The organism is Exiguobacterium sp. TNDT2 (assembly GCF_003331145.1).
Classification (GTDB): domain Bacteria; phylum Bacillota; class Bacilli; order Exiguobacteriales; family Exiguobacteriaceae; genus Exiguobacterium.
This window is the reverse complement of record NZ_QLVE01000024.1, coordinates 53,150-66,700: the sequence shown is the minus strand read 5'-3', so window position 1 is coordinate 66,700 and position 13,551 is coordinate 53,150. Positions and strand designations below refer to the sequence as shown.

At 52.7% G+C, this 13,551-nt stretch carries 12 protein-coding genes; all 12 read left to right on the top strand.

Going from position 1 to position 13,551, the window contains the following annotated elements; all coding sequences use genetic code 11:
* The first annotated feature begins 76 nt into the window (after positions 1-76).
* Entirely contained in the window at positions 77-1,342 is a 1,266-nt protein-coding gene (locus tag DPV68_RS11905) for a glycosyltransferase family 4 protein (RefSeq protein ID WP_114167021.1), read from the top strand.
* Between the two features lie 178 nt (positions 1,343-1,520).
* Positions 1,521-2,573: a glycosyltransferase family 2 protein gene (locus tag DPV68_RS11900; RefSeq protein ID WP_114167020.1), complete on the top strand. Its 1,053-nt coding sequence runs from the start codon at positions 1,521-1,523 to the stop codon at positions 2,571-2,573.
* A 13-nt stretch (positions 2,574-2,586) separates the two neighbouring features.
* Complete coding sequence (locus DPV68_RS11895) at positions 2,587-3,744, top strand: glycosyltransferase family 4 protein (protein WP_114167019.1); 1,158 nt, start codon at positions 2,587-2,589, stop codon at positions 3,742-3,744.
* A 123-nt stretch (positions 3,745-3,867) separates the two neighbouring features.
* Complete coding sequence (locus DPV68_RS11890) at positions 3,868-4,644, top strand: YveK family protein (protein ID WP_198662303.1); 777 nt, start codon at positions 3,868-3,870, stop codon at positions 4,642-4,644.
* Complete coding sequence (locus DPV68_RS11885; protein WP_114167017.1) at positions 4,607-5,311, top strand: CpsD/CapB family tyrosine-protein kinase; 705 nt, start codon at positions 4,607-4,609, stop codon at positions 5,309-5,311. Before DPV68_RS11890 ends, DPV68_RS11885 begins: the two co-directional genes overlap by 38 nt.
* A 41-nt stretch (positions 5,312-5,352) precedes the next feature.
* Positions 5,353-6,288 carry a glycosyltransferase family 2 protein gene (locus DPV68_RS11880; protein ID WP_157964176.1) on the top strand — a complete coding sequence of 312 codons (936 nt, stop codon included), beginning with the start codon at positions 5,353-5,355 and terminating at the stop codon, positions 6,286-6,288.
* Between the two features lie 21 nt (positions 6,289-6,309).
* A complete protein-coding gene (locus tag DPV68_RS11875) occupies positions 6,310-7,374 on the top strand; it encodes an EpsG family protein (RefSeq protein ID WP_114167015.1) in 1,065 nt (354 codons plus the stop codon).
* Positions 7,375-7,389: 15 nt separating this feature from the next.
* The gene (locus tag DPV68_RS11870) at positions 7,390-8,931 is read left to right on the top strand and encodes an oligosaccharide flippase family protein (protein ID WP_114167014.1); all 1,542 of its coding nucleotides are present in this window, start codon (positions 7,390-7,392) and stop codon (positions 8,929-8,931) included.
* Between the two features lie 191 nt (positions 8,932-9,122).
* A complete protein-coding gene (locus tag DPV68_RS11865; RefSeq protein WP_114167013.1) occupies positions 9,123-10,148 on the top strand; it encodes a polysaccharide biosynthesis protein in 1,026 nt (341 codons plus the stop codon).
* Positions 10,145-11,329: a polysaccharide biosynthesis C-terminal domain-containing protein gene (locus tag DPV68_RS11860; RefSeq protein ID WP_114167012.1), complete on the top strand. Its 1,185-nt coding sequence runs from the start codon at positions 10,145-10,147 to the stop codon at positions 11,327-11,329. The genes DPV68_RS11865 and DPV68_RS11860 overlap by 4 nt, the downstream gene beginning before the upstream one ends.
* A complete protein-coding gene (wecB, locus tag DPV68_RS11855) occupies positions 11,256-12,413 on the top strand; it encodes a non-hydrolyzing UDP-N-acetylglucosamine 2-epimerase (RefSeq protein ID WP_114167011.1) in 1,158 nt (385 codons plus the stop codon). The genes DPV68_RS11860 and wecB overlap by 74 nt, the downstream gene beginning before the upstream one ends.
* Positions 12,410-13,540 carry a glycosyltransferase family 4 protein gene (locus DPV68_RS11850; protein ID WP_114167010.1) on the top strand — a complete coding sequence of 377 codons (1,131 nt, stop codon included), beginning with the start codon at positions 12,410-12,412 and terminating at the stop codon, positions 13,538-13,540. The genes wecB and DPV68_RS11850 overlap by 4 nt, the downstream gene beginning before the upstream one ends.
* The last annotated feature ends 11 nt before the right edge of the window (positions 13,541-13,551 follow it).

The window sequence follows — 13,551 nt, the reverse complement described above, 5'->3', positions numbered from 1 at the left end:
AAAGGAAGTGCAGGGACGAAAAACGAATAAGGGAACGAGAGGACGATAACGTATAGAGACGGATGGTGAGACATGGATGAAGGTGTTATGGTTGATCAATATCCCGTTGCCCGAGGCGAGTCATCTATTAAATGAATCCTCGACCCCGTATGGCGGTTGGCTCGTCAACACCTCGAAATATTTATCGGATCGTGATGACGTCGAACTGTCGGTCGCATTTCCAAGTAAACAAGCGAAACGCAGGATAAGGTTAGACGGCGAGAAAATCACATACTTTCCGTTCGCGCCCATTAAAAAAGTGACTGACCCCGTCATTCAAGACCATCGACGATTCGCGGCGATCCTCAAGGAAGTGTCACCAGACCTCGTCCACATTTTCGGGACCGAGATGCCGCACACGTTGGCGATGGTCAACGCATGCCGTAAACATGGCGTGAAGACTGTGATTTCGATTCAAGGACTTGTCTCGGTCATCGAGAAACATACGTTTGCCGGATTGCCACATGACGCCATCCACAACAAGACGTTTCGCAACTGGGTTCGTCACGACCATGTGAGTGGATTGCGTAATACGTTCCAAGTGCGCGGGGAGGCCGAGCGGGAGGCCATCCGAAAAACGGACTACGTCATCGGCAGGACGACTTGGGACCGGGCATGCGTCTCCCAAATCAATGAGAAAGCCACGTACTTTCATTGCAATGAGACGTTACGGGAATCGTTTTACCACGGGACGTGGGAGCGGGAGAGATGTGAGACCCATTCGATTTTCTTGAGCCAAGGCCAATATTCCATCAAAGGGTTGCATTTCATGTTGGAAGCGATGCCGTTAATTTTACAAAAGTATCCGCATGCACGTCTCTACGTCGGCGGGAGCGATTTGACGGATCGATCCGGGTGGAAGAATAAGCTGTTCGCCACACATTATGGCAATTATATTCAATCGCTGATTGACCAGTATAATTTAAGTGAACATATTTCATTCACCGGAACGTTGGACGAGCAAGCGATGTGCCAACGTTATCTCGAGTCTCATGTATTTGTCTGTCCGTCCACCATCGAAAACAGTCCGAATTCATTGGCGGAGGCGATGCTACTCGGGGTGCCGTCCGTCGCGTCTTATGTAGGCGGGACGAGTGACATGCTGGCCGATAAAAAAGAAGGGTTCTTGTACCAACATGATGCCCCTTACATGCTGGCCTATTATGTCTGTAAGCTTTTCGAGGATGATGCGTTAGCGAAACAGTTATCCATGGCCGCACAGCGACGGGCCAAAGTCACCCACGACCAAGAAGTGAACCTGAAGCGCCTGTTGCAGATTTATCATGACATGTTCACTCCATAATTCTAAGTCGAAAGACGAACCGATTGCGACGCTGCAATCGGTTTTTTCCGTTTTTTATACTTCACGAAAAGATTATTAACGGCTCATCCCATTTGTGAGTTACCGGAAACGGCTTACGGGAACAACGAGGATAGCATCCTCCCATCACGAAACGACAACTTAAGAAGGAGTGACCCACATGCCAAGCCTCACCCCGCTCGTCAGTCTGGTCATACCCGTCTATAACACAAGCGTCTACTTGAGACAGTGTCTCGACAGTCTCGTCCACCAGACGTATCCTCATCTCGATATCATCTGCATCGATGACGGCAGTACGGATCACAGTCTCGATATTGCGTTGTCCTATGACAAAGATCCACGGGTTCGTGTCATCAGCCAGACGAACCGGGGATGCTCGTCTTGCCGGAATCGTGGCCTCCACTTGGCATCGGGCGAGTATATCATGTTCATCGACAGCGATGACTGGCTTGATTTAGATGCGATTCGCTTATTGGTCGAACACGCAGAGGCTGAGCGCGCCGACGCCGTCATGGGGACGTACGTCCGGGAATACGACGACCGTTCCCTCCCGAAACGAATCTTTGAAGCGGATTATTTGTCGTATGACGCGGAAGAAACGAGACGGTATGTCCATCGCCGGCTGTTCGGGCTAGTCGAGGAGGAGCTGGCCCGTCCGGAGACGGTAGATGCGCTCAATTCGAACTGTATCACGCTCTATCATCGTGACCTCATCAAACATCTATCGTTTGGCGGTCCATACGGCACGTTCATCGACTTGTATTTTCAAATCCAAGCGCTCGAGCATTGTCAACGCTTCATTTATATCGACTATCCCGTCTACCATTATCGAAAAACAAATGCCAAATCGGAGACGAGTGTATATAACGACAATCTTATTGCCTCACGCCTGCAATTCTTTCATATTTTGATGCGCTATATCGAGACGCACCAGCTCGGAGAGGAGTACAATCACGCCCTCTATAATCGAATCGCCCTCAGTATGATCGGCATCGGCTTGAACGAGCTCGCGGCACCGAAGTCCCTCTTTGCCCAGGCCGAGTCGCTGAAACGAGTGCTCCGGCAAGAAGAGTATAAACGCGCCTACTCGCAGATGGACATGCGTCATTTCGACATGAAATGGCGGACGTTCTTCCAGCTCTGCAAACACGAACAGGCCGTGCCGCTCGTCTTGATGTTGCGTGGGGTCGATTATCTTCGAAAACGTGTGTGAGGAGGAGAGAGTGATGAAACGAGTGCTCATGGTCGCCTCGGTCGTCTCGATGATCGAGAGCTTCAATCGCGACAACATCCGGATGCTGCAAGAGATGGGGTATCAAGTTGACGTCGCCACGAACTTCGAGTGGGGCAGCATGTATTCGCCTGAGAAAATCGCCCGCATCAAACAAGATTTGACGGCGAACGGCGTCACGTTGTATCAAATCGATTTCGAGCGCGACATCAAGAAGATGAACGGACACGTCCGGGCCTATCAACAGTTGAAGGCCGTCATGACGGCGAACCACTATCACTTCATCCACTGCCACTCGCCGATCGGCGGGGTCGTCGGCCGGCTCGTCGCTCGTCAGACGCACACGCCGTGCATGTATACGGCGCATGGCTTCCATTTCTTCAAAGGCAGCCCGTCACTCAACTGGATGCTCTATTATCCGGTCGAGCGCACACTCGCCCGTCTGACGGACACGATTGTCACCATCAACGAGGAGGACTTCTCGCGGGCGCAGACGTTCAAGACGTCGCACACGTTCCGCATCCCCGGCATCGGTGTCGATACGAAGAAAATCGAGGCGGTCACGATCGACCGGCCACTGAAACGTCGTGGCCTCGGCATCGACAATGATACCGATTTCGTCTTGCTGTCGGTCGGGGAGTTGAACGAGAACAAGAATCACGAGACGATTCTCCGCGCCATCGCTTCGCTCCACGAACCGACGCTCCGTTATTGGATCGCGGGGACAGGTGACAACAAGGGAAATCTCGAGCGGCTCATCCGTGAGCTCGGGCTCAAACGGCAAGTCACCTTGCTCGGCTTCCGGGACGACGTCATCGAAGTGATGAAGGCATCCGACTGTTTCGTCTTCCCATCGAAGCGGGAAGGGCTCGGCATGGCCGCGCTCGAGGCGATGGCCGCCGGGCTCCCGCTCATCACGTCAAACGTCCACGGCATCAACGACTATTCGATCGACGGGGTGACTGGTTATAAGTGTTCGCCGGAAGACGTGGCCGGATTTGCTCGGGCCATCCGGACGATGCAACTCGATTTCGATTTATCCCACCAGATGGGGCTCCATAACAGCGAGTCCGTCAAGGCGTTTGACGTCGACCGTTCCAAATCGGAGATGCGGCGCATCTATGCCCAATTTGTGCAAGATAAGCCGACATGATAGTTCATGAAAAGATGGTAACCATTTCTTTTCAGTTATCAGATGGCGGCGGGTAAGGAGTATAGACATAGAACGACCTCAACGTCATCGCAATTGGAACTTTGAATGAAGGAGGGCTTACGTGTGAACAGTCAAACGATGTTACTTTCCGAAATATTCGGGGTGTTCAAGAAAAATGTGCTGCTGTTATTGTTGATGACTCTCATAGGCGGTGGTGCAGCCTATTATTTGAGTCAATATGTGATCGCACCCACCTATGAAGCCTCGACACAAGTGTTGATTGTACCGAAGGAAGAGGCCGGTACGAATGTGGTCGACAGCTCACAAGTTTCGTCTTCATTGTCTCTTGTGAACACGTATCGTGTCATCATGCGCAGTCCGGCCATTTTGAACGAAGTGCAAACGCGAGTGGCGGAAGCGCCGCAAGACATCAGTGAGATTCTGTTAGTCGAAAGTGAAGAGGAATCGCAAGTCATCAACATCGTCGTTCAGTACGGCGATCCAATCGTCGCCGCTGAAATCGCGAACGTCATCACGCGCGTGTTCGCTAGCGAGATTCCAGAGTTGATGAACATCGACAATGTACGCATCTTATCAGAAGCCGTCGTACCGGGCGACCCGATTGCGCCAAACATTCTCATGAATACTGCGATCGGCTTGATTGCCGGGTTTATGGTCGGAGGTGTACTCGCCCTCATCCGCCATACGTTCGATAAACGGATTCACAACGAGCGGGAGGCCGAATTGATTCTGGCCATGCCGGTCATCGGTTCGATTCCGGTCATTGAACGTCGTGATATGAACCCAAAAGTCGTCAAACCAAAAACGAAGGCTGCCAACACGCCGAAAGGAGACGATCCACATGTTCCACCTGTCAAAAAGACAAGACAAACGTCGTGATTCCGGGCGCAGCCTCATCACGCTAGCGAACCCTACCTCCCCGATTGCCGAACAGTACCGAACGATTCGGACGAATCTCCAGTTCACGGCGCTCGGGGCGACGTTACAGACGATTGTCGTCACATCGGCGTCGGCCGGTGAAGGCAAATCGACGACGGCCTCGAACTTGGCGATCGTCTACGCCCAGCTCGGGAAACGGGTGCTCCTCATGGACTGCGACATGCGTAAGCCGACGGTACACTTCACGTTTCAACTCGCAGGTCAGACCGGCCTGTCTACGGTCCTTGCGAAACGGACGACGTTCGACCGCTCGGTTCAAACAACGAAAGTACAGAACCTTCATTTGTTGGCAGCAGGCCCGATCCCGCCGAACCCGTCAGAGCTGCTCGCCTCGCCGATGATGAAACAGCTGTTGGACGAGGTGAAAGAAAAGTACGACTTGATCATCTTGGATGCGCCGCCGCTCATGCACGTGGCCGACAGCCGGCTTTTAGCGAGCGAGACGGACGGGACGATCCTCGTCGTCGGGTGTGACAACTCAAACCGGGACTTGGTATTAAAAGCGAAAGAACAGCTCGTTTTATCTGGGGCCCACATGTTAGGGATTGTCATGAACAAGCGTGAACGGGCCGGCAAGGATGCCTACTACGCCTACACGTACGAATGAAGCAAACGTTTGGATTGCGGGAAGCAAGAGGAGGAACTGAAATGAAAACCCCACTCGTCTCAATCGTCATCCCCGTCTACAATGGAGCGGACTATTTGAAGGAAACCATCGAAAGCGCCCTCGCCCAGACGTATGAGCGGGTGGAGGTGCTCGTGATCAACGACGGCTCGACAGACGGAGGCGCGACGGCAGAGATTGCCCGTAGCTTCGGAAACAAGATCCGGTACTTTGAAAAGCCGAACGGCGGTGTATCGACAGCGCTCAATCTAGGTGTCGAGAAGATGCGGGGCGACTGGTTCTCATGGCTCAGTCATGACGACCTGTATGAACCGGACAAAGTGAAGGATCAAGTCGAGGAGCTTCGAAAGCTCGGGGACGCGGCCCACCACTACATCTTGTCTTGTGGAACGTCGTTGATTGATGAAGCCGGTGCGCCGATCTATCGTCCGAGAAGACGGTTGAGCGGTGTGTATACGGATGAGGCAATGTTTGATTATCTGTTGCTGAAAGCGTGTTTGAGCGGCTGTGCGTTACTCATTCCGAAACGAGCGCTCGAACAGGTTGGGGGCTTCCCAACGACGTATCGATACATTCAAGACTGGGTGTGTTGGGTCGACTTGGCGCTAGCAGGCTATCAGTTCAAAGTGACGACGGCCCCGCATTCGAAGACGCGAATCCATGCGAAGCAACAAACCAAAAAAATCGCCGACCTCGCGCCGATCGAGACGGCCCGCTTTTTTGAACGGTTGCTCGTGCGACTCGATGCCACGAGCAGTAAGACGACGCCGCAAATCAAAACGGTGTTCAAGGCGGTGTACCGCTCGACTGACCCGGAAGTGAGGGAGGAGCTGCTTCAACGCTTTGACGGTCACCGTCATTTGAGCCGGATGGAACGGACACGATTGAATGTGTCAGCCGTCATGTACCATCGGATGTTGACGCTTTACCGGGGCATGATGAATCTTCGCTATCGCTGAACGTGAGAAGGAGGAGTTGAGATGTGGATCTATCTGATCAATATGTTGCTTCTGATCGCATGGGCGGCCCTCCTTTTGCGTGATGACGGCATCAAGCACGGAAAATTATTGTTTGTGACGATCGCGACATGCCAATGGATTCTCTTGTCCGGGTTTCGCCACTTCAGCGTCGGTGCCGACACGATGCAATACAAATGGATGTTTGACGAGACGAAGCGAATCTCATGGGAACGGCTAGGGGACAACTTTATCCACATCTTGTTCGGCGACGGAGACGGACGCGACCCAGGTTACTACTTACTGCAAAAAACGATTCAACTCGCGACCGAGAACTACCAATGGTACCTTTTGACGGTCGCCCTCTTGTTCCTCATTCCGTTCGGGGTTTGGATTTATCGCAATTCGACGGAGCCGCTCCTCAGCTTTCTGATTTTCTCGACTTTGTTCTATGCGTTCTTTGCCATCACGGGGATCCGCCAAACGATTGCGACGGCGATTGCCGTCTTGATCGGCTATTTCTTTATTCAAACGAGACGCTTTTGGCCGTTTTTCGGGGTCGTGCTTCTTGCGGCGACGATTCATCAATCCGCTCTCGTCTTTCTCCCATTCTATTTCGTTGCCACCAAGACGATCACGTCGCGTTATTTGTTGTTCATGGGCGCGTTGATTCCATTCTTGTTCGTCTTTCGCGTCCAACTGTTCGAATTTTTCCGCACCGTTAGCGGATACGATGAATACGATTACTACGCAGGGGCCGGTACGCTCAACTTCTCCCTCATTTTAATTCTCATCACCGTCGTGTCGCTTTGGCGTCGTGAACAGATGATCGCGGTCAACCCGAACGTGACCCACTATTTGAACGCCTTATTGCTCGCGCTTTGCTTTCTCCCGCTCACGTTCATCAACCCTTCGATGATGCGAATCGTCCAATACTTTTCGATCTTCGTCATGCTGTTGATTCCGGAATTGCTCCGCTCGTTCGAACGTCGCGAGCGTCTGCTCGTCTATTACGTGGCCATCACGATGCTGTTGCTCTTGTTCGTCCGCAACGAACCGCTGTATATGTTCTTTTGGCAACAAAAGTAAGGGGAGGGGAATCGGGTGACGACGAAAGTGGAGTTTGATGAACAAAAAAGTTCACGTCAAATTAAAATCGGCGTCCTCATGTCTTACGTCGCCATCGGATTCAACATTCTCGCCGGTCTGTTCTATACACCATGGATGATTGCGGAAATCGGGAAGGCGAACTACGGGCTTTATATGCTCTCCTTGTCCCTCGTCAGCATCTTTGCCATGGACTTCGGCCTAGAGGCGGCGGTGTCACGGTTCCTGTCAAAATACCACGCGCTCGGTGATGCAGCAGGGGCGTCCCGTTTTCTCGGAGTCGCTTTCAAACTGTTCCTCGGGATCGCGGTACTGATCGGCCTCGTCTTGATCGGGGTCTACATGATGATCGACACGATTTATGCGAGCCTTTCACCTGCTGAAGTGGAGACGCTCCAAGTGCTCTACATCATGGTCGGCTTTTACATCATCGTCTTGTTCCCGACGAAACCGTTCAACGGGATTATGATTGCGAACGAACGGTTCGTCGTCCTCAACTGGTTCAACTTGATGGAGAAAGTGTCGACCGTCGTCTTGATGGTCGGGGCACTCTTGTTCGGCTTCGGCTTGTATGCGCTCGTCTTCGTCAACGCGCTCGTCGGGTTGTCCATCATCATTGGAAAAGGGCTTTACTTGCTCCGTAAAACGGAGACGGCGATCGACATTTTGCATAACAGCCGGTCGATGTACCGTGACATTTTCACGTTCTCTTCTTGGACGACCGTCATCGCGATCGCCCAACGTTTCATTTTGAACATCACCCCGACCATTCTCGGGGCGTTGGCGAGCAGTGCCTCGATCGCCTTGTTCTCGATCGGGATGGTGATTGAAGGGTATGTCTGGACGATCTCTTCAGCCATCGGTTCGCTGTTCCTGCCGAAAGTCACGCGGATGACGACGCATCATCGTGAGTCGGAATTAAATCAGCTGTTGATTCGTGTCGGACGCATTCAGTTGTTCATCGTCGGCTTGATTATCGTCAGTTTTGCGACGATGGGACGTGAGTTCATCGGGCTGTGGGTCGGGCCGGACTTCTTTCCGTCCTACGTGGTCGCGTTACTGCTCATTCTTCCTGGGTTCATCACCTTGACGCAAGAAATCGCCTACGCGACGTTGATCGCGGTCAACCAAATCAAGTACCGGGCGTTCGCCTCGCTCATCGTCGCGACGGTCAGCGTGGTGTTATCACTTCTCTTGTCGCCGCATTACGGGGCAATCGGTGCCGCCATTGCCATCTTGGTCGGTAATTTGATCGGCACGGTGGTGTTTATGAATGTGGTCTATGTCCGCGTCTTGAAATTGAATATGCGAAAATTCTTTTATGAATGTCACGTAAAGATTGCACCGGCCTTGATTTTCCTAGGCGTGACGGGTCTGTTGGTGCAGCAATATTTTCCTGTCGAGTCGCTCGTTCACTTCCTGTTTAAAGCGATCTTACTAGGCGGCGCCTACTTTCTCTTCTTATGGATGTTCACGTTTCGGGATGACGAAAAAGAGTTGTTGCGCGGCTTGGTCCGTCACGTGCCGAAGACATCCTGAACAGGGTGTCTTTTTTCGTGAAGCACAAACAGCAGACATGTCATCTTTCAAAAAAATGATACACATTTCTTTCCTATTCTCATACCGAGGCGGGTAACACGATAGTATCAACCTCATTGCAATGGTTTCCGACACAACTTTCCCATCACCTTTAGCAGCAACTGACATCATGACAAAGGAGAGGATTTGCAATGTTCACCGACAAGACGTTATTGATCACCGGGGGCACAGGCTCTTTCGGCAACGCCGTCATGCAGCGCTTCCTGAAAACGGATATAAAAGAGATTCGAATCTTTTCACGAGACGAGAAGAAACAGGATGATATGCGAAAACTCTATCATGACGATAAGCTCAAGTTTTATATCGGGGACGTACGTGATATCAATAGCGTCCGCAACGCGATGTATGGGGTCGATTACGTGTTCCATGCGGCCGCGTTGAAGCAGGTCCCTTCCTGCGAGTTCTTTCCGCTAGAAGCGGTCAAGACGAATGTGCTCGGCACGGACAACGTCTTGAACGCGGCCATCGAACAACACGTTCAAAAAGTCATCTGCCTGTCGACCGACAAGGCGGCCTATCCGATCAACGCGATGGGCATCTCCAAGGCGATGATGGAAAAAGTGTTCGTCGCCAAAGCGAAAGCCGTCGGGCCGGATCAAACGTTGATTTGCGGCACCCGCTATGGCAACGTCATGGCGTCACGTGGCTCGGTCATCCCGCTCTTCGTGGATCAAATTAAACGGGGTGAGCCGTTGACCGTGACTGACCCGTTCATGACCCGCTTCTTGATGAGTCTCGAGGATGCGGTCGAACTCGTCGTCTTCGCCTTCAAACATGCGCATGCGGGCGACATCATGGTGCAAAAATCACCAGCATCCACAATCGGGGTACTGGCACAGGCGCTACTCGAACTGTTCCATGCGAACAACCCGATTAAAGTCATCGGCACGCGGCACGGTGAGAAGTCATACGAGACGCTATTGACACGAGAAGAGAATGTCGTGGCGGAGGACATGGGCGGCTTTTACCGGGTCCCGGCCGACACGCGCGACTTGAACTACGATAAATATTTCAACGAAGGCAGCAAGCGCTTGACGGTCGAAGGTGAATACAACTCGGCAAATACCGAGCAACTGAACGTCGAGCAAGTGAAGCAATTGTTGTTGACCCTTCCTTATATTCAACAAGAACTCGCGAGCTGGGTGAAAGTATCATGAAGATTCTCGTCACCGGTGCAACAGGATTCATCGGTAAGAATCTGGTCGCGGAATTGACCGCCCGAGGCCATGAAGTGTTCTCGTCCACGCGTGATACGTCAGAAGCCGAACTTCAACGATTTTGCCAACACGCCGAGTTCGTCTATCACTTGGCCGGGGTGAACCGTTCGGAAACGGAAACCGACTTTGTGGAAGGGAACACCAAGTCCACGGAGCGATTGATCGCTTCGTTGAACGCTCATGAGAATGACGCGCCGATCATGTTCGCTTCCTCGATCCAAGCGGTTCAAGACAATCCATACGGGCGCAGCAAGCTCGCGGCAGAGAACGTCTTGAGACACGAACATGAGACGACGGGACGCACCGTCCATCTGTTCCGCTTCCCGAACCTGTTCGGAAAGTGGGGACGGCCGAACTATAACAGTGTGGTCGCGACGTTTTGTGATCGGGTGGCGCGTGATTTGCCGATAGAAATTCACGACCCGGCCCGCACGCTGCAACTGGCGTACATCGATGACGTGCTCGAGGCGTTGGTCGGCTTGCTCGATGCGAGAGGACAAACACCGGCCGTGTATGAGGAAGATGTTACAGTCCATCCACCAATCGCGCTCGGCCGGATCGCCGACCTGTTACAGACGTTCAAAGAAAGTCGTCAAAATCTGACTGTCCCGAAACTCGACGATGCGTTCATGAAGCAACTGTACAGCACATATCTCAGTTACTTGCCTGTCGATCGCTTCGCCTATGACTTGAACGTGAATGAAGATGCGCGCGGGTCGTTCACCGAATTCATCCGGACGCCGGACCGGGGACAAGTGTCAATCAATGTGGCGAAGCCTGGAATCACGAAAGGGAACCACTGGCACCACACGAAGAACGAGAAGTTCCTCGTCGTCAGCGGCGAGGCGTTGATTCGCTTCCGCAAGGTCGGAGAGAGCGAGGTCCATACGTATCACGTCACAGGAGAGATGATGCGTGTGCTCGACATCCCGACCGGCTATACGCACAACATCGAGAACGTTGGAACGACCGACTTGGTGACCGTCATGTGGGTGAATGAGGCCTATGACCCGAACGACCCGGACACATACTTTATGGAGGTGCACGATGAAACGACTCAAAGTGATGACCATCGTCGGGACGCGTCCCGAAATCATACGCCTGTCGGCCGTTATTCATAAGCTGGAGCACTCGGAGGCAATCGAGCACGTCCTCGTGCACACGGGACAAAATTATGACTACGAATTGAACGAGGTGTTCTTCGAGGATTTCGCGTTGCGAAAACCCGACTACTTCCTTCATTCCGCGACAGGGGGCCCGATGGAGACGATCGGCAATATTCTCATCCAAGTCGATCCCGTGCTCGAGCTCGAACGTCCGGACGCGGTGTTGATTCTCGGAGACACGAACTCGTGTCTCGCGGCGATTGCGGCCAAACGCCGGAAAATCCCGATTTTCCATATGGAGGCGGGCAACCGGTGTTTCGATCAACGCGTCCCGGAAGAAATCAATCGAAAGATCGTCGATCATACAGCGGACATTAACTTGACGTATAGCGATATCGCCCGGGAATATCTTCTCCGGGAAGGGATTCCGGCGGAACGGATCATCAAGACCGGGAGTCCGATGTTCGAGGTGTTGATGTCGAAACGCGAGGCGATCGAACAGTCGGACGTGCTCGGACGACTCGACTTGACGCAGGACAAGTACTTCGTCGTCTCGGCGCACCGGGAAGAGAACATCAACTCGGATACACACTTTTTGGCACTCGTCGGCAGTTTGAACGCAATCGCGGCACAATATGGACTGCCTGTCATCGTCAGCACCCATCCTCGGACGTTGAAGCGGATTGATGAACTCAACGTCTCGTTCCATCCGTTGGTCCGGCTCCTCAAGCCGCTCGGATTTGTCGACTACAACCACTTGCAACTGCACGCCAAAGCGGTACTCAGTGACAGCGGAACGATCAGCGAAGAGTCGTCCATCCTTGGATTGAGAGGGTTGAATATCCGAGAGACGCATGAGCGGCCGGAGGCGATGGAAGAAGGGGCCGTCTTGATGGTCGGGCTCGAGACAGAACGGATTTTGCAAGGGTTGTCGGCCGTCATGGAGCAGGAGCGGCCCCGCATCGTCAACGATTACAGTATGCCGAACGTCTCCGACAAAGTGGTCCGGATTTTGATCTCGTACACGGATTACGTCCGACGTGAGGTATGGAAAGGCACGACCGACCCTCGTCAAACTGTAAAGGAGGGTGAACGATGAAACAAAAACTCGTCTTTATCGGGAATATCGCTTCCCCTTATCAAGTGAAACTGTGTTACGCGCTAGAGGAATATTTCGATGCTGAATTTTGGTTTTACGAGCATCTCGACCAAAACCGGCCGGACTGGTGGAAGATCCCGCTCGGCGACAAGTGTCGCATATTGAACTACTCAAAATGGTTCCCCAAAATCGGGTATCTCTCACTCGGCTTGATTCCTGAATTGATGCGGTTCAAACCGGACGTCATCTTGCTCGGGGGCTTCATGGCCGGCCACGCCGCCATCGTGCGAGTGGCCAAACTGTTCGGAATCAAGACCGTCGTCATGAGCGAGCCGCTTCGCCCGCTGCAAAACGATGACGATCCGTCGGCTCGGCTGACAAATCCGGAAGACAATCCATACAAGGTGAAGCTGCTCCATTGGCTGTTCAAGGACGCCGACCTCTACTTCGGGATGGGGACGGTGGCGGTCGAACAATTCAAGCATCAACTCGGCTTTGACCCGGACAAGGTTGTTCACGCAACATATGCCCAGGACATCGACGCCTATTTCGATCACGGGTTGAGACGGAAGCGGCCGGGTGATACGTTCAAATTACTGTTCGCGAATCGGCTCGTCGAACGTTATCAGCCGCTACTCGTGTTAGAGGCGTATCGGAACTTATCACACCGCTATTCCCTCGAACTCTATTTAAACAATTCGGGGCAACAACTCGAGGCGTGTCAATCCTACATCGCCGAACACGATTTGAAGAACGTCCACTTCTTAGATGAGATCCGGGCGTGGGACGAGATGCCAAAAGTGTATGAACAAGCGGACATTCTGATTTTGCCGGCCACGTACTCAAACGGGAACGGGACAATCATCGAAGCGAGGGCGTCAGGAATGGGGGTCGTGATCAGCAATCAAATCAACAACGTCGCCCATCACTCCGTCGACGGAAAGAACTGTTATATGTGTGACGTCACGGTCGAGTCGATTGAACGAGGGATCGAACAGTATCTCGAACATCCCGAGCGTCTCATCGAACATGGCACGTTGTCGCGGGAGCTCGTCAAGTTCCACCGAAACGATGTCACGGCCAAAGGGTACTATGACACGTTGCGCGCGAACCAAATCATTTCGTAAAGGAGAGACGT

Bases quoted from the DNA above. Each gene is read 5' to 3' on its own strand.
- DPV68_RS11880 (WP_157964176.1), top strand. From the start codon at position 5,353: ATGAAAACCCCACTCGTCTCAATCGTCATCCCCGTCTACAATGGAGCG.
- wecB (WP_114167011.1), top strand. From the start codon at position 11,256: ATGAAACGACTCAAAGTGATGACCATCGTCGGGACGCGTCCCGAAATC.
- DPV68_RS11895 (WP_114167019.1), top strand. From the start codon at position 2,587: ATGAAACGAGTGCTCATGGTCGCCTCGGTCGTCTCGATGATCGAGAGC.
- DPV68_RS11900 (WP_114167020.1), top strand. From the start codon at position 1,521: ATGCCAAGCCTCACCCCGCTCGTCAGTCTGGTCATACCCGTCTATAAC.
- DPV68_RS11905 (WP_114167021.1), top strand. From the start codon at position 77: ATGAAGGTGTTATGGTTGATCAATATCCCGTTGCCCGAGGCGAGTCAT.
- DPV68_RS11875 (WP_114167015.1), top strand. From the start codon at position 6,310: ATGTGGATCTATCTGATCAATATGTTGCTTCTGATCGCATGGGCGGCC.
- DPV68_RS11885 (WP_114167017.1), top strand. From the start codon at position 4,607: ATGTTCCACCTGTCAAAAAGACAAGACAAACGTCGTGATTCCGGGCGC.
- DPV68_RS11865 (WP_114167013.1), top strand. From the start codon at position 9,123: ATGTTCACCGACAAGACGTTATTGATCACCGGGGGCACAGGCTCTTTC.
- DPV68_RS11850 (WP_114167010.1), top strand. From the start codon at position 12,410: ATGAAACAAAAACTCGTCTTTATCGGGAATATCGCTTCCCCTTATCAA.
- DPV68_RS11860 (WP_114167012.1), top strand. From the start codon at position 10,145: ATGAAGATTCTCGTCACCGGTGCAACAGGATTCATCGGTAAGAATCTG.